At 70.5% G+C, this 25,779-nt stretch carries 24 protein-coding genes; 16 read left to right on the top strand and 8 right to left on the bottom strand.

Annotation, left to right across the window (positions count from 1 at the left end; all coding sequences use genetic code 11):
- Positions 1-86: 86 nt before the first annotated feature.
- Complete coding sequence (locus SD37_RS12585) at positions 87-635, bottom strand: CGNR zinc finger domain-containing protein (protein WP_044854198.1); 549 nt, start codon at positions 633-635, stop codon at positions 87-89.
- Between the two features lie 48 nt (positions 636-683).
- Between SD37_RS12585 and SD37_RS12590 the strand changes: the two genes are divergently transcribed.
- Entirely contained in the window at positions 684-1,352 is a 669-nt protein-coding gene (locus SD37_RS12590; RefSeq protein WP_044854199.1) for an AzlC family ABC transporter permease, read from the top strand.
- Complete coding sequence (locus SD37_RS12595; RefSeq protein ID WP_044854200.1) at positions 1,349-1,654, top strand: AzlD domain-containing protein; 306 nt, start codon at positions 1,349-1,351, stop codon at positions 1,652-1,654. The genes SD37_RS12590 and SD37_RS12595 overlap by 4 nt, the downstream gene beginning before the upstream one ends.
- Here SD37_RS12595 and merB read toward each other — a convergent pair.
- Positions 1,651-2,328: an organomercurial lyase gene (merB, locus tag SD37_RS12600; RefSeq protein WP_044854201.1), complete on the bottom strand. Its 678-nt coding sequence runs from the start codon at positions 2,326-2,328 to the stop codon at positions 1,651-1,653. The two genes, SD37_RS12595 and merB, sit on opposite strands and share 4 nt — an antisense overlap.
- 137 nt (positions 2,329-2,465) lie before the next feature.
- On the opposite strand from merB, the gene metF reads away from it, so the two are divergent.
- The 3 genes from metF to SD37_RS12615 all read left to right on the top strand — a co-directional run bounded on the left by metF (position 2,466) and on the right by SD37_RS12615 (position 6,254).
- The gene (metF, locus tag SD37_RS12605; RefSeq protein ID WP_037304247.1) at positions 2,466-3,350 is read left to right on the top strand and encodes a methylenetetrahydrofolate reductase [NAD(P)H]; all 885 of its coding nucleotides are present in this window, start codon (positions 2,466-2,468) and stop codon (positions 3,348-3,350) included.
- 42 nt (positions 3,351-3,392) lie between these two features.
- The gene (locus SD37_RS12610; RefSeq protein ID WP_044854202.1) at positions 3,393-5,078 is read left to right on the top strand and encodes a DUF885 domain-containing protein; all 1,686 of its coding nucleotides are present in this window, start codon (positions 3,393-3,395) and stop codon (positions 5,076-5,078) included.
- A gap of 294 nt (positions 5,079-5,372) precedes the next feature.
- Complete coding sequence (locus tag SD37_RS12615) at positions 5,373-6,254, top strand: DMT family transporter (RefSeq protein ID WP_044854203.1); 882 nt, start codon at positions 5,373-5,375, stop codon at positions 6,252-6,254.
- Here SD37_RS12615 and SD37_RS12620 read toward each other — a convergent pair.
- The gene (locus SD37_RS12620) at positions 6,251-6,814 is read right to left on the bottom strand and encodes a GNAT family N-acetyltransferase (RefSeq protein WP_037304242.1); all 564 of its coding nucleotides are present in this window, start codon (positions 6,812-6,814) and stop codon (positions 6,251-6,253) included. The genes SD37_RS12615 and SD37_RS12620 overlap by 4 nt on opposite strands.
- Positions 6,811-7,341 (bottom strand): YbaK/EbsC family protein, encoded by a 531-nt coding sequence (locus SD37_RS12625; RefSeq protein WP_044854204.1) that lies wholly within the window; start codon positions 7,339-7,341, stop codon positions 6,811-6,813. The genes SD37_RS12620 and SD37_RS12625 overlap by 4 nt, the downstream gene beginning before the upstream one ends.
- Before the next feature lie 236 nt (positions 7,342-7,577).
- Here SD37_RS12625 and SD37_RS12630 point away from each other — a divergent pair, with 236 nt between their 5' ends.
- The 4 genes from SD37_RS12630 (at position 7,578) to SD37_RS12645 (ending at position 10,760) form a co-directional block, all read left to right on the top strand.
- On the top strand, positions 7,578-8,060 hold the full coding sequence (locus tag SD37_RS12630) for an SAV_6107 family HEPN domain-containing protein (RefSeq protein ID WP_044854205.1): 483 nt from the start codon (positions 7,578-7,580) through the stop codon (positions 8,058-8,060).
- 24 nt (positions 8,061-8,084) lie between these two features.
- On the top strand, positions 8,085-8,849 hold the full coding sequence (locus SD37_RS12635) for a maleylpyruvate isomerase family mycothiol-dependent enzyme (protein ID WP_044854206.1): 765 nt from the start codon (positions 8,085-8,087) through the stop codon (positions 8,847-8,849).
- Positions 8,850-8,910: 61 nt separating this feature from the next.
- Positions 8,911-9,579, top strand: a complete 669-nt coding sequence (locus SD37_RS12640; RefSeq protein WP_044854207.1) for a VOC family protein — start codon at positions 8,911-8,913, stop codon at positions 9,577-9,579.
- Positions 9,580-9,674: 95 nt separating this feature from the next.
- Positions 9,675-10,760 carry a GNAT family N-acetyltransferase gene (locus tag SD37_RS12645; protein ID WP_044854208.1) on the top strand — a complete coding sequence of 362 codons (1,086 nt, stop codon included), beginning with the start codon at positions 9,675-9,677 and terminating at the stop codon, positions 10,758-10,760.
- A 62-nt stretch (positions 10,761-10,822) separates the two neighbouring features.
- Here SD37_RS12645 and def read toward each other — a convergent pair whose 3' ends face one another.
- Positions 10,823-11,323 (bottom strand): peptide deformylase, encoded by a 501-nt coding sequence (gene def, locus SD37_RS12650; RefSeq protein WP_044854209.1) that lies wholly within the window; start codon positions 11,321-11,323, stop codon positions 10,823-10,825.
- A gap of 37 nt (positions 11,324-11,360) precedes the next feature.
- On the bottom strand, positions 11,361-15,983 hold the full coding sequence (locus tag SD37_RS12655; protein WP_044854210.1) for an ATP-dependent helicase: 4,623 nt from the start codon (positions 15,981-15,983) through the stop codon (positions 11,361-11,363).
- 170 nt (positions 15,984-16,153) lie between these two features.
- Here SD37_RS12655 and SD37_RS12660 point away from each other — a divergent pair, with 170 nt between their 5' ends.
- The 7 genes from SD37_RS12660 to SD37_RS12690 all read left to right on the top strand — a co-directional run bounded on the left by SD37_RS12660 (position 16,154) and on the right by SD37_RS12690 (position 23,000).
- Complete coding sequence (locus tag SD37_RS12660; protein ID WP_044854211.1) at positions 16,154-18,088, top strand: Hsp70 family protein; 1,935 nt, start codon at positions 16,154-16,156, stop codon at positions 18,086-18,088.
- 520 nt (positions 18,089-18,608) lie between these two features.
- Positions 18,609-18,803 (top strand): DUF3046 domain-containing protein, encoded by a 195-nt coding sequence (locus tag SD37_RS12665; RefSeq protein ID WP_044854212.1) that lies wholly within the window; start codon positions 18,609-18,611, stop codon positions 18,801-18,803.
- Between the two features lie 205 nt (positions 18,804-19,008).
- Positions 19,009-20,049: a recombinase RecA gene (gene recA / locus SD37_RS12670; protein ID WP_020637646.1), complete on the top strand. Its 1,041-nt coding sequence runs from the start codon at positions 19,009-19,011 to the stop codon at positions 20,047-20,049.
- Positions 20,050-20,111: 62 nt separating this feature from the next.
- The gene (locus SD37_RS12675; RefSeq protein ID WP_145926911.1) at positions 20,112-20,639 is read left to right on the top strand and encodes a regulatory protein RecX; all 528 of its coding nucleotides are present in this window, start codon (positions 20,112-20,114) and stop codon (positions 20,637-20,639) included.
- A gap of 704 nt (positions 20,640-21,343) precedes the next feature.
- On the top strand, positions 21,344-21,970 hold the full coding sequence (locus SD37_RS12680) for a VOC family protein (protein ID WP_044854214.1): 627 nt from the start codon (positions 21,344-21,346) through the stop codon (positions 21,968-21,970).
- A 50-nt stretch (positions 21,971-22,020) separates the two neighbouring features.
- Positions 22,021-22,461 carry an iron chaperone gene (locus tag SD37_RS12685; RefSeq protein WP_044854429.1) on the top strand — a complete coding sequence of 147 codons (441 nt, stop codon included), beginning with the start codon at positions 22,021-22,023 and terminating at the stop codon, positions 22,459-22,461.
- A gap of 92 nt (positions 22,462-22,553) precedes the next feature.
- Positions 22,554-23,000, top strand: a complete 447-nt coding sequence (locus SD37_RS12690; protein ID WP_044854215.1) for a GNAT family N-acetyltransferase — start codon at positions 22,554-22,556, stop codon at positions 22,998-23,000.
- Positions 23,001-23,037: 37 nt separating this feature from the next.
- On the opposite strand, the gene eda is transcribed toward SD37_RS12690, so the two are convergent.
- Both eda and edd read right to left on the bottom strand, forming a co-directional pair.
- Complete coding sequence (eda, locus tag SD37_RS12695; RefSeq protein ID WP_044854216.1) at positions 23,038-23,658, bottom strand: bifunctional 4-hydroxy-2-oxoglutarate aldolase/2-dehydro-3-deoxy-phosphogluconate aldolase; 621 nt, start codon at positions 23,656-23,658, stop codon at positions 23,038-23,040.
- The gene (gene edd / locus SD37_RS12700) at positions 23,655-25,544 is read right to left on the bottom strand and encodes a phosphogluconate dehydratase (protein WP_044854217.1); all 1,890 of its coding nucleotides are present in this window, start codon (positions 25,542-25,544) and stop codon (positions 23,655-23,657) included. The genes eda and edd overlap by 4 nt, the downstream gene beginning before the upstream one ends.
- Between the last annotated feature and the right edge of the window lie 235 nt (positions 25,545-25,779).

Raw genomic sequence — 25,779 nt, forward strand, 5'->3', positions numbered from 1 at the left:
GAATGTGGCGAACGAGACGCGCCCCCACCCCGCGTTTAGTCCTCTGGATGCGGTAGTCGCCCCACGCGAGGGCCGCATCCAGAGGACTAAACGCGGGTCTTGTCGTAGTGCCGCTTCGCCCGCGCCCGGTTTCCGCAGTCCGACGAGCTGCACCACCGCCGCGACCGGTTGCGCGTGTGGTCGGTGAAGACCCAGCCGCACCCCGGTCCTTCGCACTCCCGGATCCGATCGAGGGCTTCGGAGCGCAGCAGGTCCTCGGTCGCCAGCGCGAGGAAGTGCGGCAGCGCGTCGCCGTTCTCCAGCGGCACCGTCCACCGCAGCGGCAGGGACGGCGCGAGGTCGGCGTGCCGGTAGGCGGCGAGCAGCGGCTTTCGCAGGGCCCCGGCGTCCGGGGGATCGGACACGAGCACCCGGTAGAGCGTCTCGCGGAGGGACTTCACCGACTCCAGGACGGCCTCGGAGATCTCCAGCCGGTCCGGCCCCGCCCCGACCAGGACGACCCACTCGGACAGCCGCTCCGGATCCGAAAGGCGGTCGTTCCGCCTGGTGGGAGCGCGTCGCCACGAAACGGTGTTGACCAGGTCCAACGGCACGCTTCCGCCGATGCTGTCGTACCCGTCCCAGTGGTCGTCCACAGGTCCTCCTAATGGTCAAACTCAGTTTAGCTTGTTAGGCTCGGTCGTATGACCACGCTCCGGCAGCACTATCTGTCCGGCGCCCGAGTCGGACTCGGACTGGGTGTCGCGACCTTCGTCCTCGGTGTCACCTTCGGCGCCTACAGTCAGACTCTGGCGTGGGGGATCGCGGCCCCGATCGTCGCGTCGATCATCGTGTTCTCCGGCTCGGCCCAGTTCGCGATGGCCACCGCGCTCGCGGGCGGCGGCAACATCGCCGTGGCGGTCGGTGCCGCGGCCCTGATCAACGCCCGGTTCCTGCCGATGGGCGCCGCCGTCGCCGCGGACCTGCGCGGCGGGCGCCTGCGCCGCGCGTGGGAGGGCCAGGCCGTCGTCGACGGCTCGTGGGTCGCCGCCCACCTCGGCGAAGGGCGCTTCGATCGCGAGAAGCTCATCGGCTGCACGCTCGTCCAGCTACCCGCGTGGGTCCTGGGCACCGTGCTGGGCGTCCTCGCCGCCCCGTCACCGGACATCGTCGCGCGCTTCGGCCTCGACGTCGTGTTCCCCGGCTTCTTCCTGGTCCTGCTCATCGACGAACTCCGCCGGTCGCGTGAGGCGGTCTGGACGGCGGCGCTCGCCGCCTGCCTCGCCGGCGTCCTGGTGCTGTTCGTCCCGGTCGGGCTCGCGCTGATCGGCGCTTCGGCGGCGGCGCTGGTGGGATTGGGGGCCCGGCGATGACACTCTGGATCGCCATCGTCGCCGTCGCGCTGGTCAGCATCGGGTTCAAGGCGGCGGGCCCGGTCCTGCTCGGCGACCGGCAACTGCCGCCGCGGCTGGCCGGGGTCATCGCACTGCTCGCACCCGCGCTCCTGGCCGGTCTCGTGCTCACCGACGTGACCGGTCCTGCCTGGTCCGGGGTCGACTGGACGCTCTGCGCCGGACTGGCCGCGATCGCGGTGACCTACGTACTGCGCGTGCCGGTGCTCGCCGCGATCCTCTGCGGCGTCGTCGTCACCGCCGCCCTGCGATTCCTGGTCTAACTCCAGAACGGGCCGCTCAGCCCTGCCTTCGCGAAGTACTCGGCCGCGGAGGCAGGGTCGCGGCGGGTGTAGCCGTGCTCGAGCCTGCCCTCGTACCAGCCGGCCGCGAGCCGCCACAGCGTCGCGAGATCCATGACGTAGCCCTTGTCCTGTCCCGTTTCCGTGAGCCATCCGTCCACACAGGACTCACCGCAGAACAGCCGCTGGTTGGCGCACGTGTGCACCACGTCGTCCCACATCCGGGCCACCGGGACCAGGAAGTGCGCGACCAGATCGCCCTCCGGCGGGGCCTTGTCGCCCACCAGCAGCGCCTTCGGCTCACCGCAGCCGCGGCAGCGCGTGGCCACCAGCACCTCGGGTTCGGCCTTGACCAGATGCGGGATCGCGAAGGCGTCCCACGCGCAGCCGCCCCACCACAGCGTGCCGGTGCCCATCACGGCGAACCCCAGCGGGATCGCCGCGAACGGATGGGCCATCACGACGTGCTCGCGGGCGTCGAGCACCAGATGCCGCTGCTCGGCGAGCCGGTGCAATGCCTGTTTCGCCACCGCGAGCGATCCGTGGGCCGCGTCGGCCAGTTCCGGGGCCGTCGGCGGCCTCCCGTGCTCGGCGAACGCGCGGTAGACCGCGACGCGGACGTCCTCGTCCCAGCTGGTGTCGGTTTCGGCGCTCATGGCGGCTCCCTGCTGCTCGTCCCCGAGTCTCCCCAGCCGCGCGCCGCTCGGCAACCGCTCGCGCGTGGCTGAAGTCGCACGTCCATTGCCTGAGAGGGGGCTCCCAGGCAATGGACTTTCCCCCTTAACATGGCGGTATGACGTCGGTGGTCGAGCGGTTGCAGGGTGATGGACCCGTGTTCTCCATCGAGTTCTTCCCTCCTCGCGACGCGGCCGACGAGGCCGTGCTGTGGAAGTCGATCCGGGAACTCGAGCCGCTGGACCCGGCGTACATGTCGATCACCTACGGGGCGGGCGGGTCCAGCCGCGACGGCACGATCCGCAGCATCGCCCGCGTTGCCACCGAGACCACACTGGTGCCGATGGCCCATCTGACCGCCGTGAACCACTCGGTCGCGGAGCTGCGCAACGTCATCGGCTGGTACGCCGCCGTCGGCGTGCGGAACATCCTCGCGCTGCGGGGCGACCCGCCGGGCGACGTCTACGGCGACTGGGTCCCGCATCCGGAAGGGCTCAACTACGCCGAGGAACTCGTCGAACTGGTGCGTTCCCTCGGTGACTTCTGCGTCGGCGTCTCGGCCTTCCCGTACGGTCACCCCAGGTCGGCGAACCTCGAAGCCGACACCGAGTACCTCGTGCGCAAGCTCCGCGCGGGCGCGGATTTCGCGATCGCGCAGCTGTTCTTCGAGCCCGAAGACTTCCTCCGCCTGCGGGACAGGGTGGCGGCCACCGGCTGCGAGGCGCTGGTCATCCCCGGGATCATGCCGCTGACCACGCTGCGGACCCTGCACACCACGATCAAGCTGTCCGGCGCGCCCGCGCCGCGGCGGCTACTGGACCGGCTCGAACCGCTGGCCGACGACCCGAAGGCCTTCCGCGCCGCGGGGATCGACACGGTGACCGAACTCTGCGAGCGGCTCATCGCCGAAGGCGTCCCCGACCTGCACTTCTACACGTTCAACCGGTCCAAGGCCACCCGTGAGGTGGTCAGCAGGCTCGGCCTGGTCCCCGCCCGGGCGTAAGTCCGTACCGAAGTAGCCCGTCGTCCCGGTAGCGTGCCTGGCATGGCTTCAACTGCGCACGGTGTGCATGACATCTGTGACCGGTACGTCGACGAGTACGCCGCGGCCGACCCGGTCGCGGCGACGACGTTCGGCATCTCCGGATACGACGACCAATTGACCGACTACTCGCCCGCGGGGCACGCGGCGCGGGCCGCCATCGCCGCCCGCGCGCTGGCCGACATCGAAGCGGCCGAACCGGGCGACGACGGCGAACGCGCGGCCAAGGCGGTCTTCGTGGAGCGGACCGGGTTGCAGCTGGAGATCCACGAGGCGGGTCTCGACCTCGCGGCGCTGAACGTGATCGCGAGCCCCGTGCAGGACCTGCGCATGGTCTTCGACCTCATGCCCACCGACACCGCGGAGGACTGGGCGACCATCGCCGTCCGGATGGCGAAGGTGCCCGAGGCGCTCGACGGCATCCGCGCCTCGCTGCTCGCGGCCGCGGGCGCCGGCCGGGTGGCGGCGTTGCGGCAGGTCGGCAAGGTCGCCGAGCAGGCCGAAACCTGGGCGGGCCTCAAGGACGAGACCGGGTTCTTCAGCGCCATGGCTTCGGGCGCGAAGGGCCTGAGCGACCAGCTTCGCGCCGAACTCGACCAGGCCGCGAACGCCGCACAAGAGGCGTACGCGGAGTTCGCCGGCTTCCTCCGCGCCGAACTCGCCCCGCTCGCGCCGGTCAAGGACGCCGTCGGCGCCGAGGTGTACAAACTGTGGTCCCGGGTGTTCACCGGCGCCACGCTCGACCTGGACGAGGCCTACGCCTGGGGCTGGGCCGAGTTCACCCGCATCGAAGCGGAAATGCTCGAGGTCGCCGCCCGGATCAAGCCCGGCGCCACACTGGCCGAGGCGGCCACCGTCCTCGACGCCGATCCGAAGTACGTCGTGCGCGGCCGGTCGGAATTCCAGGCCTGGATGCAGAACCTGTCGGACAACGCGCTGAAGTCGTTGCGCGGCAAGCACTTCGACATCTCCGATCGGGTGATGGAACTGGAGTGCAAGATCGCCCCGCCCGGTGGCACCGTCGGCGCGTACTACACCGGCCCCAGCGAGGACTTCTCCCGCCCCGGCCGCATGTGGTGGTCGCTGCCGCAGGGCCGGGACGAGTTCACCACCTGGCGCGAGGTCAGCACCGTCTACCACGAGGGCGCGCCGGGCCACCACCTGCAGATCGCGACCGCGGTCGACCAGTCGAAGTCGCTCGACAAGTACCAGCGGCTGCTGGCGTTCACCTCCGGGCACGCCGAGGGCTGGGCGCTGTACTCCGAGCGGCTGATGCAGGACCTCGGATTCCTCGCCGACGACGGCGAACTGTTCGGCATGCTGTCCGAGCAGCTGTTCCGCGCCGCGCGGGTGATCGTCGACATCGGCATGCACCTGGAGCTGGAGATCCCGGCCGGGACCGGATTCCACGAGGGCGAGCGGTGGACGCCCGAACTCGGCCTGGAGTTCATGCTCACCCGGACCGTGACCGATCCGGCCCACGTGCACGACGAGATCGACCGCTACCTGGGCTGGCCGGGGCAGGCGCCGTCGTACAAACTCGGCGAACGCCTGTGGCTCGCCGCGCGCGACGAGGCCCGTGCCCGGCAGGGCGACGCGTTCGACATCAAGCAGTTCCACACGCGGGCGCTGGCGCTCGGCGGGATGGGGCTGGACACGCTGCGGGAGATGCTGGCAACGCTGGACTGAGCTTTCTCGCGTCCACTAGTGCCATGAAAGGTCCTTTCCTTGCAAATTTCGCAAGGAAAGGACCTTTCATTGCGCGCCCCACCCGCCGTGCCGCAATTCACGTGCACCCGCCGCCGCCTCCTTGATACGTTCGGCCCGTGCACCGGATCTTCCTCGTCACCCCACCCCCCGCCTCCTGAGCGGGGTGTCTCCGGCCGCGCGGCGTTCCAGCCGCCCGGCCGATCCGTGCTGCACTGAAGCACCCCGCGTCGTCGACGTCCTTTCCGACAGACACAGACGCAGGAGCGTTTCTCCATGTCCGTTGCCGTACCCACGCGCGCCCGTTCGTCGGCCGCGCTCGTCCTCGCCGGTGTCCTCTGGGGGACCGGCGGCCTCGCCGGATCCCTGCTGGCGTCCCGCGCGGGACTCCATCCGCTGAGTGTCGCGGCCTACCGCCTGCTGATCGGCGGCGTGATCGCCACCGGCTACCTCTGGCTCACCGGCGGTCTCCGCGGCCTTCCGCGCACGCGAGAGGTCCGCCGTCGCCTCCTGGTGGTCGGTGGTTTGTTCGCCCTCTTCCAGACCAGCTACTTCGCCGCTGTCTCGCTGAGTTCGGTGAGCGTCGCGACGATGACCACCATCGGCAGCGCGCCCGTGCTGCTCGCCGTCGTGACGGTCGTCAGGACCAAGGAACTCCCCACGCGCTGGACCTTGGTGTCCCTGGCCGGTTCCCTCACCGGCCTCGCGCTGCTGCAATGGACACCCGGCGAGAAGGTCGACATCGCCGGAGTGCTGTTCGCCTTGCTCGCCGCGGCCGGGTTCGCCGCGCTGACCCTGGTGACCGCGACCCGCGTCGAGGGGCTGGATCCCTTGCCCACCACGGCTTTCGGCTGCCTGATCGGCGGCGCCGCGCTCGCCCCCGCCGCGGCGTGGTTCGGGATGGCGGTGCCGCCGCACGCTGACGTTCTCGCGCTCGTCCTGTACTTCGGTGTCGTGCCCACGGCGCTGGCGTACGCCGCGTACTTCCGCGGTCTGGAAAGCGGGCATCCCGTACTGGCCGCGTTGTCCGCCCTGCTCGAACCGCTGACCGCCGCGCTGCTGTCCATGGCCGTGCTCGGGGAACGGCTCGGCGCCGTGGGCTGGTGCGGCGCGGCGGTGCTCATCGCCGCGCTCGCCGTCGCCTATACGAAGCCTTAAAGGGGCAGCGTCCGGCCGAGGATCGCGAACGCCCGCGGATCCCCGGCGAAGTGGTAGTCCCGCAGCACATCGACGAATCCGACGCGCCGGTACAGGTTCCAGGCCCGGCTGGTGCCTTCCGGCGTGGAAAGGAGGACGTGGGCGTTGGGCACGCCGTCGAGCAGCCGTCGCAGGAGGTCCTCGCCGATCCGCTTCCCCTGGCTTTCGGGGCTGACGTGGATCTCGGTGAGCTCGAAGTAGTCGGACATCCAGTGCTCGGCGGCGGCCTGGCCCTCGCGGCGGGTCAGGCCGTGGCGGACCTGCTCATGCCACCACTGGCCGCCGCGGCCCTTGTAGCCGTAGGCGAGCCCGAGCAGGACGCCGTCCGCGTCGAGCGCGGCCATGCAGCGCCAGCCCTCACGCAGCGCGTGCGTGAGCCACATCGGCGCGCGCTGTTCCGCCGTGCCTTCGGGGTAGCGCATGGCGTTGACGTAGATGGTCAGCGCCTCGGGGAGCCGGGCGCGGAACTCGTCCGCGGACAACTGGACGTAGCGGGTGCATTCCGAGGACATCGCGGTCACGGGCGTCCATCCTGCCCGCCGCCCGCGACGGCCGCGGGAGTACCCCCGGTCAGCGCGACCAGCTCCTCGAACGTCGTGGGGAACACCGACTTCGGATGCCCGGCGGCGGCCCAGACGACGTCGTGGGCGCGCAACGCGGTGTCGACGACGGTGGTCAGCGCCTTCGGGTGACCGACCGGGGCGACGCCGCCGATCGGCTGCCCGGTGTGCGCGCGGACGAACTCCGCGTCCGCCTTGCCGATCTCGTCGGCGCCGGTCAGCGTGGCCAGCAGCCCGGTGTCGGCGCGGTGCGCGCCGGAGGTCAGCGCGAGCAGGGCCGTTTCCGTTTCGCCGGTGCGGCTGCGGAACACGAGGCTGTTCGCGATCGCGCCGACCTCGACGCCGAGTGCTTCGGCGGCTTGCGCGGCCGTGCGGACTTCGGCGGGGAGGATCCGGATCCCGTCCGCGGCGGCCTGCTGACCCGCCTCGGCGAGCGCGGCCGCGACCTTGGCCACCGAGGGGTGGCCGGACTGGTCGATGGTGCTCATGGAGCTATGAGATCACGTGACCGATCCCGTGTCCCGCACCACATGCGGCGATCGCCCCGTTACGGGGGTGAGGCAGCCGGGGTTGAAGAAAGGGCCACTTCGGGGTTACATTGGACTTGTTCGAACAGACGTTCGACATTCGGTGAGCGCGCACCGGTAGGTGCCCGGAGCGGGGGCGGGGGAAGCGCCTCGGCGCCGGGCACCGGCCGGCGCTCACGTACAGGAGGAGGGTCGTCATGTCCGTTTCGGTCGTGTCCCCTGACGAAGCCGAGAGGCCGGGGGGCTCCGCGCAGCCCGCCCTGCCGATGTCGTTGCGCCCGCCGGCACCACCCGCGGCGGTCTCCTTGTACGCACAGGCGAGGCGTGGCCTTGGCGAGGCAGAGCGGGAGAGCGATCCCGCGGAACGGTTCATCGGGGCGTACCTCGCCGCGCTGCGGGGTGCGGCGGCGGTACTGGAGGCCCGCGGCCGTCCGCACCGGGGCCGGGCCCGGCCGGCGAGCGGCTGGGTGCTGCTCGAATCCGTCGCGCCCGAGCTGAAGGAGTGGGCGGCGTTCTTCGCGGCCAACTCCGCGACTCGGGCCGCCGCACAGGCGGGCATCACCGGCAAGGTCACCGTCGAACTGGCGGACGAGCTGGCGAAATCCTCCGCGGTGTTCCTGGAACTGGTGCGGCGGGTGGTGCACGGGCTGCCGATGGGTGACTCGGCGCATGTGGCCTAGCGCGCCACGGAGAGGGGGAGGCCGATGGCCGGGCAGGCCATGATCGACCAGGGCAGGTTTCTGGAGGTGATCGGCGCCGAAACCGAGCTGATGGCTCAGGTGGCGCACAGCGCGTCCGCCGACGCGCCGGTCCCGACCTGCCCCGGCTGGACACTCGGCGAGGTGCTCCGGCACGTGGGCAGCGTGTACCGGGTCGCCCGCCGGTGGATCACCGACGGGCGCCGTCCCGAGCACTGGCAGCGCAAACCGGGGCCGGGACAGACCCTGGAGGAGTACTTCCGCGAGGGCCGGGACGAACTCGTCGCCGAACTGTCCGCGCACGACGCGGACGAACTGGCGCCGACCTGGTGGCCGGCGGACCGCAGTTACGGGTTCTGGCGGCGGCGGATGGCGCACGAGGCGACGATCCACCGGATCGACGCGGAGAGCGCGGCCGGACGGGACGTGTCGGAGATCCCCGAAGACGTGGCACTGGACGGGATCGACGAGGCGCTGACGCTCTGGTTCGGCCAGCGGCTGCCGTTGCTGGGACTGTCCGGGACGAAGACCGGATCGGTCGGCGTGCGCACCGCGGGCCACAGCTGGATCGCCAGGGCCGGGCCGACGGAAACGGTCGCCTGGCGGTGCTCGGACGCCGAGGCCCAGCGCGCGGACGACCTGGTCACCGGCCATCCGGACAAGATCTACCGCTGGCTCTGGGGCCGGGCGGGTCCGACGGCGGTGACGGTCAGCGGAGACCAGGACATGGCGGGACAACTCTGGGCCCTTCTGCGGCTCGCGACCCGATGACCGGTCGGTGGGGAAGCCAAACCGGTCAAAAGTGTCGGTGGTGCCGTCTAGGTTCACCGGTGTGGTGACACGCCTGGTGAACCTGGTCTTCGACTCGGCCCTTCCCAGAGATCTGGCGGGTTTCTGGGAAGGGCTGTTCAGCTGGGACGCCCCGTTCGACCCGGCCTTCCGCTCGGAGGCGGGGCCCAAACGGGGCAAGAACCGGCTGCACCTGGATCTGGCGAGCCGTTCGCCGGAGCACCAGGCCGAACTGGTGGACCGTGCGCTGTCCCTCGGCGCACGGCACATCGACGTCGGCCAGGGCCCGCCGGAGGAGAACCGGGTGCCGTGGGTGGTGCTGGCGGATCCCGAGGGCAACGAGTTCTGTGTCCTCGAACCCCGCGAGCAGTACGCGGGCACCGGTGCGATCGCCTCGGTCGTCATCGACGCCCGGGATCCGGGGCGGCTCGCGCGGTTCTGGGCGGCCGCGCTCGGCTGGGAGATCGGCGTCCGGGAGGCGACGATCGTGGGCCTGCGGCCGCCGGGCGGTCGCGGCCCGTGGCTCGAATTCCTCGCCACCGAGGAGGAGAAGCGGCACCGGAACCGGCTGCGGTTCGAGATCGCGCCGCGGCGAGGCGGAAGCCGGGCCGCCGAGGTCCGGCGCCTGCGGGAACTCGGCGCGACAGGGGCACACGGCGAGGCCATGGCAGACCCGGAGGGCAACGAGTTCAGCGTGCTTTCCCCGCGCTGAGTGTTTCGCCGGGGTTGCGCGGCGGTGCCGAACGCTGACCTGAGCGAAACACCGGCGCCGTGGGCAGGCAACAACCGGCCGGGACCGTGGAGGCCATGGAGACCTATCGAGTCCGGCCCACCCAGGTTCATCCCGGTGAAGAGACGGCGGCCGCGTCGGCCTGGCGGGTGCGGATCCGCGTGGACGACCGGCCGGGCACTCTGGCCAGGATCGCGATCCGCCTGGCCGATCTGGAGTGCAACATCCTCGGCCTGTCGGTGCTCCCGGTCCCCGGCGGCGTGCTCGACGAGATCGTCCTGCGCCCCGCCGACGGCCTGCCGCGGCAACTGCTCATCGACGCGATCCGCGACGAAGGCTGCGAATGCTCCGCCGTCATCGACGCCGACCTGGCCGAACTGGTCGATCCGGCCACCGCGACGCTCACCGCGGCCAAACGGGCCGTCGAGGAGCCCAGCGGGCTGGTGGAGGTGCTCCGCGGCGTCCTCGCGGCCGACGTCGTCACGAGGGTCCCGTCGATCGAGGCGAATCCGGCGCGTACGGAGGGCGGGCACCGGGCGGTGTTCGCGGCCGGGGACGGCACGACGTTCGTCGCGCGCCGCCGATGGTCGCCGTTCGTCGAACTCGAACTGAGCCGGGCCGTCGCGCTGATCGGCCTGATGACCGCCGTCCGCGACAACGTGACCGGACCGATCGTGCTCGACCGCCCCGACGGCGCCGCGATCGTCCTGAGGAAGGGCGTCCCCGGTGACGCGGAGGCGGTGTCCGCACTGCACCAGAGATGCTCGATGACCACGCTCTTCCACCGATACCACACGGGGCTGCGCGCCGTGCCGCGTCGCTGGCTGCACCGGCTCCTGATGCCGCCGCGCGGGGTGAGCCTGCTCGCGGTCTGCGGCCGCGACGTGATCGGTCTCGGCCAGCTGATCCCGTCGGCCGACGGGAGCGCGGCCGAAATCTCACTCCTGGTCGAGGATTCCTGGCAGCGCCAGGGCATCGGCACGGCCTTGCTGTCCCGGCTCGCCGTCGTCGCCGCGGCCAAGGGGGAGCGCGAACTCGCCGCCGTCTGCCTGCCCGGCGACGACTCCCTGTACCGCACCGCCGCCCGGGTGGGGCTCCGCCCCGAACGCCTCCCGGGCGACTCCGGCACCCTGCGCTTCCGCCTCCCCGACTCACGCGTTTAGTCCTCTCGATGCGGTACTTGCACGGGCAACGACCGCATTCAGAGGACTGAACGCGAGGGAGGTCAGCGCTTCCAGAACCAGTCTTTGCCGCGGGCCTCGCCCAGTGCGCGCTTCTTGCGCTCGGGAGTGAGCCGGTCCAGGTACAGCTTGCCGTCGAGGTGGTCGGTCTCGTGCTGCAGGCACTGCGCGAGCACGTCGACGCCTTCGACCTCGACCGGTTCGTTGCGCAGGTCGACACCGCGCACCACGGCCCGCTTCGCGCGGACGACCGGGAACCACAGCTCCGGCACGGAAAGGCAGCCTTCACCGATCTCGTGCGTCTCCTCGGAGAGTTCGACGAGCTCCGGGTTGATCACGTACCCGGTCAGCCCGCCGACGTCGTAGCTGAACACGCGCAGGCCGACCCCGATCTGCGGCGCCGCGAGACCCGCGCGCCCGGCCGGTTTCACCCCGTCCATCAGGTCGGTGACCAGCGACTCGATCTTCTTGTCGAATTTCGTGACCGGGTCGCATACGGTCTTGAGCACGGGATCCCCGAAGTAGCGCAGGTCGCGCATCACCATGTTCGAACGTCCTTCTCCGCTGGCCTGAGCGGCAATTCTAGGCCCGCAGGCGCAGGCCCTTCGGAGTCGCCCGGAATCCCGCCTCCTGGAGCACCGAGGACAGCTCGGAGGTGAGCGCCACCTCGCCGTCGGCCTTCTGTACCGCGAGCTGCCCCAGCCAGCCTTCCCGTACCGCTGTGGACAGTGCCCGCGCGGCCGACCGCAAGGTCTCCTGATCCTCGGTGAAACTCAGCAGCGACCGGCCACCGCGTTCGACGTACATCGCCGGGACACCGTCCACGAGCACCGCCAGCGCTCCCGCTTTCCTTGCGGGACGGTGCTTCGTGTCACCCGTCGCGGCAGGCCACGGCAACGCGGCACCGTAGGGCTGGGCGGGGTCGGCGGCGGCGAGCACGACCGCCCCCTCCCGGGTGGTGCGCTGGTTCCCGGACTGCGCGCGCAGCCTGTCGACGGCGCCTTTCGCCGCGAACTGCGCGGCCCCGAGCCCCTCGACGACGTAGCCACGGACCACTTGGCCCGAGTCCTCCATCCCGCGCAAAACCTTGTAGATCCCGGAAAAACCGCCGGTCACCCGCTCGGTGTCGAGGGCGCCGCGGGTGAGGACGCCGTGCCGTTCCAGGAACGCCTCCGTCCGCGCGAGCGCACGTCTGGTCGGGTCCGGTGCGCGCTCCGGGGTGAGCGCCCAGCGGCCCGCGACCGTCGGCGGACCGGTCCGCGACGGCATCGCCGGCCTTCCGGCCCGAAGCCGCGCGTACCGGCCCCGGGGAGCTTGCCGCCGGGGCTTGTGCGCGGCACCCGAACCGGAGACCTGCGCCCGCAGTGGCCCCAGCGTGTCCCCGGTGACCAGCCCGGCCCACACCAGATCCCACAGCGCGGCAACGACTTCACCGTCGTTGGGCGGCGTTTCGACCAACGGCGACGCCCGGTCGACGAGCTGGCGGAAGAACTGCGCCCCACCCTCCAAAGTGGACAGAATGGCCTCGTGGAGCGGACCCGACGGCAGATCGTCGTCGAGGTCGGGAAGCAGCAGATCGGCGACGTCGGTGGGCGCGAGCGCCAGCCAGCCGTCCCCGCCGGACAGGGAACCGCAGCCGCACCAGGTGACCTCGCCCGCCGTGGTCAGTTCGTCGAGCAGCGACGGCGTGTAGCCGGGCAGCCTGCTCGGCAGGATCAGCGACTCGACCGCGCTCGCCGGCAGCGGCGCGCCCGCCAGCTGCTCGACCACGGACAGCACGTCGTCCGCCGTCGGTGCCGAACGCATTCGCGCGCCGATGCCGTGCCAGGACGGCAGGAACCGGCCCAGGGCGGCCGGTTCGACCGGCTCCACCTCGGCCCGCAGCCGCGCCAGCGACGCCCTCCGGAGCCTGCGCAGCACCGACGCGTCGCAGAACTCCATCCCGACGCCGTGGGTCTCCGGATGCCCGACCGGGCTCAGCTCGCCCCGCACCAGCCTGCCCTGCGCGGTCAGCCTGTCCAGCACGCCGGTGACCACGGCCGTGCCCAGCCCGAACCGCTCGGCGGCCTGCCGGGCACTGAACGGGCCACGACTGCGCGAGTAGCGCGACAGCAGGTCGCCGACCGGGTCCTCGACCGGTTCCGTGAACGCTTCCGGCACGCCGACGGGCAGCGCGGTGCCCAGCGCGTCCCGCACCCGGCCCGCGTCCTCGATGGCGATGAAACGTTCGCCACCGCCGATGCGGACCCGGATCACCCGCCGCGCGGCCTCCAGCTCCTCCAGCCACTCCCGCCGGATACCGCGTGCGGCGGCCTCCTCGATCGAGAGATCTCCGAGGAACCGCAACAGATCCGCGGCTTCTTCGGCGTTGCGGGCGTGCCTGTCGGGTTCGAGCCGCTGCAGCGACCGCTCGACCTCGGCGACCACCTCGGCGTCGAGCAGTTCCCGGATCGCCTCGGTGCCGAGCAGTTCGGCCAGCAGCGTCGAATCCAGCGCCAGCGCCGCCGCGCGCCGTTCCGCGAGCGGGGCGTCGGTCTCGTACAGGAACATCCCGACGTAGCCGAAGAGCAGGCTGCGCGCGAACGGCGACGCCGACGGCGTCTCGACTTCGACCAGCTTGACCTTCCTCGACCGGACATCGGCCATCAGTTCGCGTAGCCCGCCGACGTCGTACACGTCCTGCAGGACTTCCCGCATCGCTTCCAGCACGACGGGGAACCGCTCGTACTTGGCCGCCACCGAAAGCAGTTGCGACGCGCGCTGCCGTTGCTGCCACAGCGGGGTGCGGCGGCGCGGATCCCGGCGGGGGAGCAGCAGCGACCGTGCCGCGCACTCCCGGAACCGGGCGGCGAACACCGCCGAACCGCCGACCTCGGCCACGATCAGCTGCTCGACCTCTTCCGGATCGAGCAGCACGTCTTCGACGCCGATGGTGATTTCCGAGCCCTCGGAGTCCAAGGCCTCCGGCAGCCGCAGCACGATGCCGTCGTCGGAATGCGCCACCTGCGCGTCGACCCCGCGGTTCTCCCGCAGCCGGGCCGCGATCGCGAGCGCCCACGGCGCGTTGACCTGAGCGCCGAAGGGGGAGTGCAGGATGACCCGCCAGTCCCCGAGTTCGTCGCGGAACCGTTCCAGCAGGACGGTCTTGTCGTTCGGGACATGCCGGGTCGCCGACTTCTGTTCTTCCAGATACGCCAGCAGGTTGTCGCACGCGTACTCGTCCAGCCCGGCGACGGCGGCGCGCTCCCTGGCCACCGACGGTTCCGAAGTGGACAGTTCGCGGACGAACGCGCCCAGCGCCCGCCCCAGTTCCAGCGGGCGGCCGGGGGCGTCGCCCTTCCAGAACGGCATCCGCGCGGGCTCACCCGGCGCGGGCACGACGATCACCCGGTCGTGGGTGATGTCGGTGACCCGCCAGGAGGAGGTGCCGAGCAGGATCGTGTCCCCGACGCGGGATTCGTAGACCATCTCCTCGTCGAGTTCACCCACGCGCGACCCGGGTTTGTCGTCGGCACCCGGCGTCATCACGGTGAACAGGCCGCGATCGGGGATCGTGCCGCCGGAGGTCACCGCGAGCCGCTGCGAACCGGGGCGGCCGTGCAGTTCGCCGCTGACCCTGTCCCAGGTGATCCGGGCGCGCAGTTCCCCGAACTCCTCGCTCGGGTACCGGCCGGCGAGCATGTCGAGCACCGCCAGCAACGCGTCGTCCGGCAGGGAAGCGAACGGCGCCGCGCGGCGGACGAGGGCGGCCACGTCGTCGACCGTCCACGATTCCAGCGCCACCATCGCCACGATCTGCTGCGCGAGCACGTCCAGCGGGTTGCGCGGGTACCGCACCGCCTCGATCGCCCCGGACGCCATCCGTTCCGCGACCACCGCGCAGGAGACGAGGTCGCCCCGGAACTTCGGGAACATCACCCCGCTCGACACCGCGCCGACCTGGTGCCCGGCCCGGCCGACCCGCTGCAGACCCGAAGCGACCGTCGGCGGCGCCTCGATCTGCACGACGAGATCCACCGCGCCCATGTCGATGCCCAGTTCCAACGAGGACGTCGCCACGACACAGGCGAGGCGGCCCGTCTTGAGTTCCTCTTCGACGTGGGTGCGCTGTTCCCGCGACATCGAGCCGTGGTGCGCCCGCGCGATCACCGGCGCCGCGCCGGTGGTGAGCCCGGACTGGCCGATCGCCTCGGCCGGGAACCGCTGATCCGGCTCCAGTTCGGACTGTTCCGCGACGAGTTCGTTGAGCCGCGCCGTCATCCGCTCGGTGAGCCGCCGCGAGTTCGCGAACACGATCGTCGACCGGTGGGCCTGGATCAGTTCGAGGACCCGTTCCTCCACGGCGGGCCAGATGGACGGCCTGCGCGGTGCGCCGTCGATCTCCTCCAGCGCGCCCGGCAACCGGGCGAGACCCGCGTCGAGGTCTTCGTTCTGCTTCGGCCCCTGAGGTCCGTCGAGATTGGACATGTCCTCGACCGGGACCTCGACGCGGACCTCGATCGTCTTCGCGAGCTTCGGCTGGACGACCGTGACCGGCCTGCCGCCGGCGAGGAACGAGGCGACCTCGTCGATCGGGCGGACCGTCGCCGACAAGCCGATCCGCTGCGCGGGCTTCTCGAGCAGGGCGTCGAGCCGTTCGAGCGAGAGGGCCAGATGCGCGCCGCGTTTGCCGCCGGCGACTGCGTGCACCTCGTCGATGATCACCGTCTCCACGCCGCGCAGCGATTCGCGCGCGGAGGAGGTGAGGATGAGGAACAGCGACTCCGGTGTGGTGACCAGCACATCCGGCGGTGTCTTGCCGAAGGAGCGCCGCTCGGCCGCGGTGGTGTCGCCGGTGCGCATGCCGACGCCGATGTCCGGCACCGGCAGCCCCAGCCGCCGCGACGCCTGGGAGATACCGGCCAGCGGGGCCCGCAGGTTGCGCTGGACGTCGACGGCCAGTGCCTTCAGCGGGGAGACATAGAGGACACGGCAGCGTTTACGCGGTTCGGACGGCGGCGGCTCGACCGACAGCCTGTCCAGCGCCCAGAGGAACGCCGAGAGCGTCTTACCGGACCCTGTCGGGGCCACGACCAGCGCGTGTTCCCCGGCGTGCGCGGCTCGCCAAGCCCCTTCCTGCGCGCGGGTGGGCGCGGCGAAGGCCCCGGTGAACCAGTCCCTGGTCGCGGGGGAGAAGAGGTCGAGTACGTCTGCCACGCCCTCCATAGTGCGCCGGACCCCCGACAGTTTCGCCCGGAGGCCGCTCCGGTACCTGGTCGGGGACGAGTTTGGCGGGTCCGCACGTACGGTGACCTCGGTCGTGGGAACATCACGGCCAGCGCGGCCGGATCGTCGATCGGGGGCGGCCGCCGTTCGTCTTGTGAAGGGGAAGAGCTGTGCGGATCCTGTCGGTGGACCTCGGTACGTCCAACACCGTGGCCGTGCTGTCGGCGCACGGGCGGCCGCCGCGGGTGGTCGAGGTCGACGGTTCGGCCAACATGCCGTCCGCGGTGTTCGCGACCGAGGACGGCACGATCATGGTCGGCCGGGACGCCGAACGCCGTGCCCGGCTCGACCCGACCCGGTTCGAGCCCAACCCCAAGCGCCGGATCGACGAGCAGACGCTGCTCCTGGGCACCGACGTCATCCCGGTCACCGAGGTACTGGCCGCGATCCTGCGCCGCGTCCTCGACGAGACCACCCGCCAGCTCGGCGGCGAGATGCCCGACGAGGTCCGGCTCACCCATCCCGCGCAGTGGGGCCAGACCCGCCGCAACGTGCTGCTGTCCGCCGCCCGCCTCGCCGGGATGGGCGGCAACCTGGTGCTCGTCCCCGAGCCGGTCGCCGCGGCGGCGCATTTCGCGTCGTTCCCCGGCAAGACGCTCGCGCCGGGGCAGGCGCTCGCCGTGTACGACCTCGGCGCCGGCACCTTCGACGTCGCCATCGTCGGCGCGACCCCGAACGGCGGCTTCACCGTCGTCGCCGAAGACGGTCTTCCCGACCTCGGCGGTCTCGACGTCGACCAGGCCCTGCTGGTGCACGTCGGTCGTGAGGTCTCGCACAAGGATCCCCAGCGCTGGCAGCGGGTTCTGCGGCCCGAGTCCACTCCGGACCGCCGTACGCGCCGCGCGCTGCAGGAAGACGTGAAGGCGGCGAAGGAGGCCCTTTCACGGCACCCGCAGACCGAGGTCCCGATGCCGGAACCGTTCGAAGACGTGCTCGTCACCCGCGGCGAACTCGAGGCGCTGGTACGGCCGTCGATGCTGCGCAGCGTCGAACTGATGGCCAGGGTGGTCCGTTCGGCCGGGATGACGCCGGACCGGCTCGCCGGTATCTACCTCGTCGGCGGTTCGAGCAGGCTCCCGCTGGTCGGCAGCCTGATCGCGGAGAAGCTCGGCGTCGTCCCCGGCAGCCTCGACCAGCCCGAGACCGCGGTGGCGCTCGGCGCTCAGCACGTCGCCTCCGACGGCATCAGCTCGCGTACGCAGGGCGTCGAAGGGCAGGTCGCGGCGGGAACCGGTGCGCATCAGACCGGTCCCGGCGCTTCGGGCCCGTACGCGCCGCCTCCGCAGCAGGTCGCGTCGATCCCCGGGTACTCGGGTGGGGGCCCCAGTCAGACCAGCGGACCCGGTCACTCCGGCGGTTTCCCGCAGTCGGGCTATCCGAACAGCGGCCCGCAGCAGGTGCAGCAGCAGCCCGCGCCGACGAACTTCCCGACGTACTCGCTGGCCGGCGGCGACACCGGCGACAAGGCGAAGGCGGCCAAGAAGAAGCCGGTCGTCATCGGTGCGATCGCGGCCGTCGTCGTCCTGATCGCCGCCGGGCTCGTGTACTTCCTGACGTCCTCCTCGGCGACCACCTACACCGCCGACGAGTGCAAGACGCCCACCGCGGCCGACGACAAGGGCCTCACCGGCTGCCTGCGCCAGCTCGCCGGGAAGATCGCCGACACCGGCGACTGCAAACCCGGGATGGGCAACGGGCCGGCGAAACCGGCGGAGGACCTCGGCGTGACGTCGACCTGCTCCGCGCCGGGCCGCGCCGGGACCCAGGTGACATACCTGCAGAGCGACTCCGCGGAGAAGCTCAAGGCCTACACCGGCCAGCTGCTGGCCTTCGCCGGAGGCGACCGCACCGAGGCCAAGTGGGCGGGCAACGCCCTCGAAGGCCAGTACTCGTCGGCGGCGGGACGGAACGCGGCCGTGCTGGTGTTCACCGTGACCGACCGGCCGCTGGTCGGCTTCATCTACCAGGTCCCGGCCGAAGGGCAGAACCCGACGCCGGGCGAACTGGCCGATTACTTCGAGAAGAGCGTCCAGCCGGGCGAGTAGGTCCTGCCTCCTGCGCGTGAAGGTCCCTCGGCTCAGCGTTGAGGGGGCGGGACCCGGCGTTCCTGATCGTCCACAAGGGACATAAGTCGATCGGACACGCCCGATTGACGTCCGTACCAGGGACCGATGTGAGGGGTGTGTGGATTTAGGGACGTTCAACGTCCCTAAATCCACACACCCCTCACTAGCAGTAACACTACGTACCACCAGTCACAGTGCGTGACCATGATCGAGTCGGCGGAAAGTGTCCCTTCAGGACGAGCCCACGCTGCGACGATGAGGGAATGGAAACGTTGAGTGACGAAACCGCGCGCAGTACCCGCCGGTCAGGTGAGCCGAGGACCAAGCGCCCGTTGGGGCCGACCGCCACTGGCGTCGGGCCGGTGCCACCGAAAGCCCTCCAAGCTGGGTAAACACATTGCTGCTCCATCTCCGCGCGTGAAGGCCCCCTTCCCCCGGCTCAGCCGAGGGAAGGGGGCCTTCACGCGTTTCGGGCCGGGGCGAGGCTAGACTTCGCCCGATGCGTATCACGGTCTTCCGGCGGCTGATGGCCGACGAATTCGGTCCCGGACGTGCGGAAACCCTCTCCAGGGATCACGTCTTCGGTGAACTCGGGGGCCGGACCGTCGAGCAGGCCCTTGCCGCGGGAACCTCGGCCAAGGACGTCTGGCGGGCGGTCTGCGACGCCTTCGAGATCCCGCCGGAGCGGCGCTGACCTCGGAGAACGGCCGCACACTTTAGCGCAACGGCGTGTCGGTCACCTCCTCGAACACACGTTCGTCTATGGTGTTGTCCACAACGGGGTCAGCGATCCACAGCTTGGGCGCGAGGCCTGGAATTGTCGGTGGTCGCCCGTAGCGTCGGACCCGACAGCTCAGAACTGAACAAGCCCTATCGGCTCAACCAACGAGGTGGACTCCATGGCACCAGCAGCACCCGACAAGGACAAGGCGCTCGAACTGGCCCTCGCCCAGATCGACAAGCAGTACGGCAAGGGCTCGGTCATGCGCCTCGGTGAAGAGGGCCGCGCCCCGATCGCCGTCATTCCGACCGGTGCCATCGCACTCGACGTCGCGCTCGGGATCGGCGGCCTGCCCCGCGGCCGGGTCATCGAGATCTACGGTCCGGAGTCCTCCGGTAAGACCACCGTCGCGCTGCACGCGGTCGCCAACGCGCAGAAGAACGGCGGCATCGCCGCGTTCATCGACGCGGAGCACGCGCTGGACCCGGAGTACGCCAAGAAGCTCGGCGTCGACACCGACGCGCTGCTGGTCTCCCAGCCGGACACCGGTGAGCAGGCGCTCGAGATCGCGGACATGCTGATCCGCTCCGGCGCGCTCGACATCCTGGTCATCGACTCGGTCGCCGCGCTCGTGCCGCGCGCCGAGATCGAGGGCGAGATGGGTGACAACCACGTCGGCCTGCAGGCCCGGCTGATGAGCCAGGCGCTGCGGAAGATGACCGGTGCGATGAACAACTCCGGCACCACCGCGATCTTCATCAACCAGCTGCGCGAGAAGATCGGCGTCATGTTCGGCTCCCCGGAGACCACGACCGGTGGTAAGGCGCTGAAGTTCTACGCTTCGGTCCGGCTGGACGTCCGCCGCATCGAGACGCTGAAGGACGGCGGCGAGCCCGTCGGTAACCGCACCCGCGTCAAGGTCGTGAAGAACAAGGTCGCGCCGCCCTTCAAGCAGGCCGAGTTCGACATCCTCTACGGCAAGGGCGTCTCCCGCGAGGGTTCGCTGATCGACATGGGTGTCGACCAGGGCATCCTGCGCAAGTCCGGTGCCTGGTACACCTACGAGGGCGACCAGCTGGGCCAGGGCAAGGAGAACGCCCGCAAGTTCCTGCTGGACAACCCGGACATCGCCAACGAGATCGAGAAGCGCATCAAGGAGAAGCTCGGTATCGGCGCCGTCGTCGACGCCGAAGCCGCCCCGGCGCCGGTCGACTTCTAAGGGCCCCCGGAGTCGGTCGCGTGATTTTCGTCTGGAGTGATGGCTGAATGCGAGCGCCCAAAGTGGATCCGGCGGAGTTGCCGCCGGACGAGCGGAGGAAGAAGGCCAAGGAGATCTGCTTCGATCTCTTGGCCGCGCGCCCGCGCTCCACGGAGGAACTCCGCCAGGCGTTGAAGCGCAAAGGCTTCGACGAGGAGACGTCGGAGACCCTGCTCGGTAAGCTGGACCAGGCAGGGCTCATCAACGACGCCGAGTTCGCCGAGATGTGGGTTCGTTCCCGTCATGCCAATATGGGCCTGGCGCGGAACGCCCTCGTGGCCGAACTCAAACGCAAAGGAATCGATGGGGATATCGCCGTCCAGGCCGCCGAAGAGGTGGACCGAGAGGCAGAGGAGCAGCGCGCCCGAGAGCTGGTACGGAAGCGCATGCGCTCCTTGGGCAACGTCGACGAGCAGACGGCGATCCGTCGCCTGCTGGGCTTCCTCGCCCGCAAGGGCTACCCCCAGGGGCTGGCCTACACCGTGATCCGCGACGAACTCCGCGAGTTCGGTGCCGAGGCGGCGCTCTTGGACGACGCCGCCCTCGACTGAGCCACCTTTACTTCAGTCGCTCACCGGCCGTGCGGGCCTGCTCGCCCGCCCGGCCGGTTTTGTGCGTCCAGTGGGCTGAAAGCGTCCTTCGCCGCATGCGATGCGACGAAAGCGTCCTTCACTGCATGTGATGAGGTGAAGGGCCCCTTCAGCCCGGTCCGCACCGTGGCGAACTTCGCGAGTTCGGCGCCGACGGCTCTCCTGGATGGTGCCCCTCGACTGAGCCCTTTTACTTCAGTCGCTCATCGGCCGAGGAGGCCCCCGCCCCGCCCGGCCGGTTTTGGCGTCCAGTGGGCTGAAGGGGCCCTTCGCCGCATGCGATGCGAGGAAAGCGCCCTTCGCCGCATGTGATGAGGTGAAGGGCCCCTTCAGCCCGGCTCGCACCGTGGTCCGCAGCGAACTCCGCGAGTTGGCGCCGAGGCGGCGCTCCTGGACGATGCCGCCCTCGACTGAACTCTCTTCTTCACCTCAGCGCTCATCGGCCGAGGAGGCCCCCGCCCCGCCCGGCCGGTTTTGGCGTCCAGTGGGCTGAAGGGGTCCTTCGCCGCATGCGATGCGACGAAGGCGTCCTTCGCCGCATGCGATGAGGTGAAGGGCCCCTTCAGCCCCGCCCAGCCCCCTGTCCGCCCGCGCTGACCAGCGACGATACGACCGATCAGGAATCGAGAAGCACCGGACGGCCTCCCGGAAATAGCGTTACCGGCATGAACTTCATCGACGCCATCACCCTCGAAGTGGCCGACACCGCGGCCGCCGAACGCTTCTACACCACCGCCTTCGGGCTCGACACCCAGCTTCGGCTGCGGGCCTCGCAGGAGCCCACCACCGGCTTCCGCGGCTACACCCTTTCCCTCACGGTGTCCCAGCCCGCCAACGCCGACGCCCTGATCGAGGCGGCCGTCGCCGCCGGGGCGACCGTGATCAAGCCCGCCGCGAAGTCGATGTGGGGTTACGGCGGAACCGTCCAGGCTCCGGACGGCGCGATCTGGAAGATCGCCACCTCGGCGAAGAAGAACACCGGCCCGGCCACCCGCGAGATCGACGACATCGTGCTGCTGCTGGGTGTCGCCGACGTCGCCGCGAGCAAGAAGTTCTACGTCGAGCACGGTCTCACCGTCGGGAAGAGCTTCGGCCGCGTGTACGTCGAGTTCGAATCCGGGTCCAGCCCCGTGAAGCTGGCGCTGTACCGGCGCAAGGCCCTGGCCAAGGACGCCGGCGTCGCCCCGGAGGGCACCGGCTCGCACCGGATCGCGGTCAGCGGCCCCGCCGCCCCGTTCACCGATCCGGACGGCTTCGTGTGGGAGACCTCCGCTCTCGCCAGCCAGTCCTGATGTGCCACTACCGCATGCCCCCGCTCGCCGCCTACCAGGGAGAGAACACCATGAGCACCACGTACGAAGGATTCACGGCCGAAGAGAAGGCCGCGATGAAGGAACACGCCCAGGACATGAAGAAGTCCGCGCGCCGCGCTTCGGCCGCTGACAAGGCCGCGGAGGCGGAGCAGGACGTCGTCGCGAAGATCGCCGAGATGCCCGACGAGGACCGGGTGCTCGCCGAGCGCGTCCACGCCATCGTGAAGGCCAACGCCCCGGCGCTCGCGTCGAAGCTCTGGTACGGCCAGCCCGCCTACGCGCTCGACGGCAAGATCGTCTGCTTCTTCCAGGCGAAGGCGAAGTTCAAGACGCGGTACGCGACACTCGGCTTCAACGAGGCCGCCCAGCTGGACGACGGCGCGATGTGGCCGACAGCCTTCGCGCTGACCAAGATGACCGCCGCGGTGGAGAAGCGGATCGCCGCCTTGGTGAAGCAGGCCGCCGGCTGACCGGGCGGAGTGGCCGCTCGCTTTAGCGCGGGATTGGCCACTCGGGCGACACCGGCGAGACCCTAGGCTCGGGTGATCACTGGGAGGACCACATGATCACCATCGCCCCACTCGAATCCGAAGACCGCGAAGCCTGGGAAAACCTGTTCCGCGCGTACATCGCCTTCTACGAACGCGTTTCGCCCCAGGAGGTCTACGACCGTGCCTGGCGTGAATTCCGGACAGGGGAGCGGATGCACGCGCTCGGCGCCCACCTGGGCGGCGAACTCGTCGGGATCACGCACTTCCTGGTGCATCCCAGCACTTCCGCGCTCACCGACGTCTGTTACCTGCAGGACCTGTTCACCGCACCGCAAGCCCGCGGCAAAGGGGTCGCACGGGCGCTGATCGAGGCGGTCGCGGACTGGGCCCGTACCCGCGGATGCGAGAGGGTTTACTGGCACACCAAGGAATCCAACGTCACCGCGCGCCGCCTGTACGACCGGGTCGCGGTGAACCGGGGATTCATCCAGTACCAGCTCCCGCTCGGAAAGCAGTGAGGGCCACCCGTCGCCCGAGTGGCCCTCACCGGAAGGATCAGAGCTTCGACGCCGCCGCGGCGAAAGCCTCGATCTTCCCGAAGTCCTTGGCCGCCAAGGCATCCTTCGGCGTCAGCCAGGAACCGCCGATACAGCCCACATTGGACAGTGCGAGGTAGTCCGGCGCGGTCTTCACAGTGATGCCGCCGGTCGGGCAGAAGCGCAACCCGGGCAGCGGACCGCCGATCGACTTCAGGTACGCCACGCCGCCGCTGGCCTCGGCGGGGAAGAACTTCAGCGCCGTCAGCCCTCGTTCGGCCAGCCGCATCGCCTCCGAAACGGTGCTCGCGCCCGGCAGGAACGGCAGGCCGGTGTCGAACGCAGCGTCCAGGACCGAGTCCGTGCAGCCCGGGGTCACCAGGAACTTCGCGCCGGCGTCGGCGGCCTGCTTGGCATGCTCCGGAGCGGTGACCGTCCCGGCGCCGATCACGATCTCCGGGACCTCCGCGGCGATCCGCTCGATGGAGGCGAGTGCCGCCGGGGTGCGCAGGGTCAGCTCGATCACGCCGATCCCGCCCGCGAGCAGGGCCCGTGCGGTGGGTACCGCGTCGTCGGCGTCGTCGAGCACGACGACGGGCATCACGGGGGACAGGCCGAGCAGGTCCGCGCCGGTGGTCACTGGGTTACCTCCACAGGGGTCAACGTGTGCGCCGGAGCGCCGAAGTGTTCCGGCGTGAGCGGTCCGAAAACGCTCGCGCCCTGATCGGCGGGTCCGACCGCGCGGCGCAGCGCCGCGAACAGCTCCCGGCCGGTGCCGGTCCAGGATGCCTCCGAAGGCGGGGAGTCCACCAGTTCACGACGGGCGAGTTCTTCGTCACCCACGAACACGTCCAGCGTCCCGGCCTTCGCGTCGAGCCGGACGACGTCGCCGTCGGCGATCCGCGCGATCGGGCCGCCCACGGCGGCTTCCGGGGTCACCTGGATCGCGGCGGGGATCTTGCCGGAGGCGCCGGACATCCGGCCGTCGGTGAGCAGCGCCACCTGGTGGCCGCGGTCCATCAGCACGCCCAGTGCCGGGGTGAGCCCGTGCAGTTCGGGCATCCCGTTGGCCTGCGGGCCCTGCTGGCGGATGACCACGACGACGTCCCGGTCCAGCTCGCCCGCCTCGAAAGCGTCCTTGAACGACTTCTGGTCGGTGAACACCCGCGCCGGGGCCTGGACGACGCGGTGTTCGGGCGCCACCGCGGACACCTTGATCACCGCACGGCCGAGGTTGCCCGCGACCATCCGCAGCCCGCCGTCGGCGGCGAACGGCCGCCACGCCGGGCGCAGGACGTCTTCGTCGAGGCTGCGCGTCGGCACGTCGCGCCAGACCAGTTCGCCCTCGGACAGGATCGGCTCCTGCCGGTAGCGGTGCAGGCCCGGTCCGACGACGGTCTGGACGTCCTCGTGCAGCAGGCCCGCGTCGAGCAGCGTGCCGACCAGGAACTGGATGCCACCGGCGGCGTGGAAGTGGTTGATGTCCGCGCTGCCGTTCGGGTACACGCGGGCCAGCAGCGGGATCACCGACGACAGGTCGGAGAAGTCGTCCCAGGTCAGCTGGATGCCCGCGGCGGCGGCGATGGCGACGAGGTGCATCGTGTGGTTGGTCGAGCCGCCCGTGGCGAGCAGCGCGATGACGCCGTTGACGACGGCCTTCTCGTCGATCACCCGCGAGACCGGCGTGTACTCCTCGCCGCGCGAGAGCCGCACGACGCGGCGCCCGGCCTCTTCGGTGAGCACCCGCCGCAGCGGCGAGTTCGGCTGTACGAAGCTCGCGCCCGGCAGGTGCAGGCCCATCACCTCGACGACCATCTGGTTCGAGTTGGCCGTGCCGTAGAAGGTGCAGGTGCCCGCCGAGTGGTACGAAGCCGCTTCGGCGTCCAGGAGGTCTTCGCGGGTCGCCTTGCCCTCGGCGTACAGCTGGCGCACACGCGCCTTCTCCTTGTTCGGCAGGCCGGAGTTCATCGGCCCGGCCGGCACCAGGATCGCCGGGAGGTGCCCGAAGGACAGCGCGCCGATCAGCAGACCCGGCACGATCTTGTCGCAGACGCCGAGCAGCAGCGCCGCGTCGAACATGTCGTGGGACAGCGCGATCGCGGTCGACATCGCGATCACCTCGCGGCTGAACAGCGACAGTTCCATCCCCGGACGGCCCTGGGTGACGCCGTCGCACATCGCGGGCACGCCGCCGGCGAACTGGGCCACCCCGCCCGCCTGGCGGACCGACCCTTTCAGCATGGCGGGGTACTCCTGCATCGGCTGGTGCGCCGAAAGCATGTCGTTGTAGGAGGAGACGATCGCGACGCCCGGCGCCCGCGCGGCGCGCAGTGCCGCTTTGTCGACACCCTCCATCGCGGCGAAGCCGTGGGCGAGGTTGCTGCAGTCGAGGCCGCGCCGCACCGGACCTTCTTCGTGGGCGGCGGCGACACGCTCGAGGTACGCGGCGCGGGTTTCGGCGCTGCGGGCGGCGACGCGTTCGGTGACTTCGGCGATGATGGGGTGGACGTTCGGGGCGGTGCTCATGTCCGGCTCCGGATCACTGGTCGTGGTGGTCCGCGGGACGGCAACGCTGACGTCGCTGGGTCGTGACAGTGGCCACAGTACCTCGGGGGAAAGCGCGAATCAAAATCGATACAGAAGATCGACTCGCGTGACCTCCGTCACGCCCCTAGGTTCTACTGTGCTACTTGTCACATTGCACAACGCGCGGCAGAGTCGAGGTGGCGAGGATCGCTTGCCTTCGAAGGCTCAAGCGGCC

The sequence above is a fragment of the Amycolatopsis orientalis genome (genome assembly GCF_000943515.2).
GTDB classification, from domain to species: Bacteria; Actinomycetota; Actinomycetes; order Mycobacteriales; family Pseudonocardiaceae; genus Amycolatopsis; species Amycolatopsis orientalis.

Bases quoted from the DNA above. Each gene is read 5' to 3' on its own strand.
- edd (WP_044854217.1), bottom strand. From the start codon at position 25,544: ATGAGCACCGCCCCGAACGTCCACCCCATCATCGCCGAAGTCACCGAA.
- SD37_RS12680 (WP_044854214.1), top strand. From the start codon at position 21,344: ATGAACTTCATCGACGCCATCACCCTCGAAGTGGCCGACACCGCGGCC.
- SD37_RS12610 (WP_044854202.1), top strand. From the start codon at position 3,393: ATGGCTTCAACTGCGCACGGTGTGCATGACATCTGTGACCGGTACGTC.
- SD37_RS12590 (WP_044854199.1), top strand. From the start codon at position 684: ATGACCACGCTCCGGCAGCACTATCTGTCCGGCGCCCGAGTCGGACTC.
- SD37_RS12685 (WP_044854429.1), top strand. From the start codon at position 22,021: ATGAGCACCACGTACGAAGGATTCACGGCCGAAGAGAAGGCCGCGATG.
- merB (WP_044854201.1), bottom strand. From the start codon at position 2,328: ATGAGCGCCGAAACCGACACCAGCTGGGACGAGGACGTCCGCGTCGCG.
- def (WP_044854209.1), bottom strand. From the start codon at position 11,323: ATGGTGATGCGCGACCTGCGCTACTTCGGGGATCCCGTGCTCAAGACC.
- SD37_RS12655 (WP_044854210.1), bottom strand. From the start codon at position 15,983: ATGGAGGGCGTGGCAGACGTACTCGACCTCTTCTCCCCCGCGACCAGG.
- SD37_RS12595 (WP_044854200.1), top strand. From the start codon at position 1,349: ATGACACTCTGGATCGCCATCGTCGCCGTCGCGCTGGTCAGCATCGGG.
- SD37_RS12635 (WP_044854206.1), top strand. From the start codon at position 8,085: ATGGCCGGGCAGGCCATGATCGACCAGGGCAGGTTTCTGGAGGTGATC.
- SD37_RS12625 (WP_044854204.1), bottom strand. From the start codon at position 7,341: ATGAGCACCATCGACCAGTCCGGCCACCCCTCGGTGGCCAAGGTCGCG.
- SD37_RS12690 (WP_044854215.1), top strand. From the start codon at position 22,554: ATGATCACCATCGCCCCACTCGAATCCGAAGACCGCGAAGCCTGGGAA.
- SD37_RS12645 (WP_044854208.1), top strand. From the start codon at position 9,675: ATGGAGACCTATCGAGTCCGGCCCACCCAGGTTCATCCCGGTGAAGAG.
- SD37_RS12665 (WP_044854212.1), top strand. From the start codon at position 18,609: ATGCGTATCACGGTCTTCCGGCGGCTGATGGCCGACGAATTCGGTCCC.
- SD37_RS12630 (WP_044854205.1), top strand. From the start codon at position 7,578: ATGTCCGTTTCGGTCGTGTCCCCTGACGAAGCCGAGAGGCCGGGGGGC.
- metF (WP_037304247.1), top strand. From the start codon at position 2,466: ATGACGTCGGTGGTCGAGCGGTTGCAGGGTGATGGACCCGTGTTCTCC.
- recA (WP_020637646.1), top strand. From the start codon at position 19,009: ATGGCACCAGCAGCACCCGACAAGGACAAGGCGCTCGAACTGGCCCTC.
- SD37_RS12615 (WP_044854203.1), top strand. From the start codon at position 5,373: ATGTCCGTTGCCGTACCCACGCGCGCCCGTTCGTCGGCCGCGCTCGTC.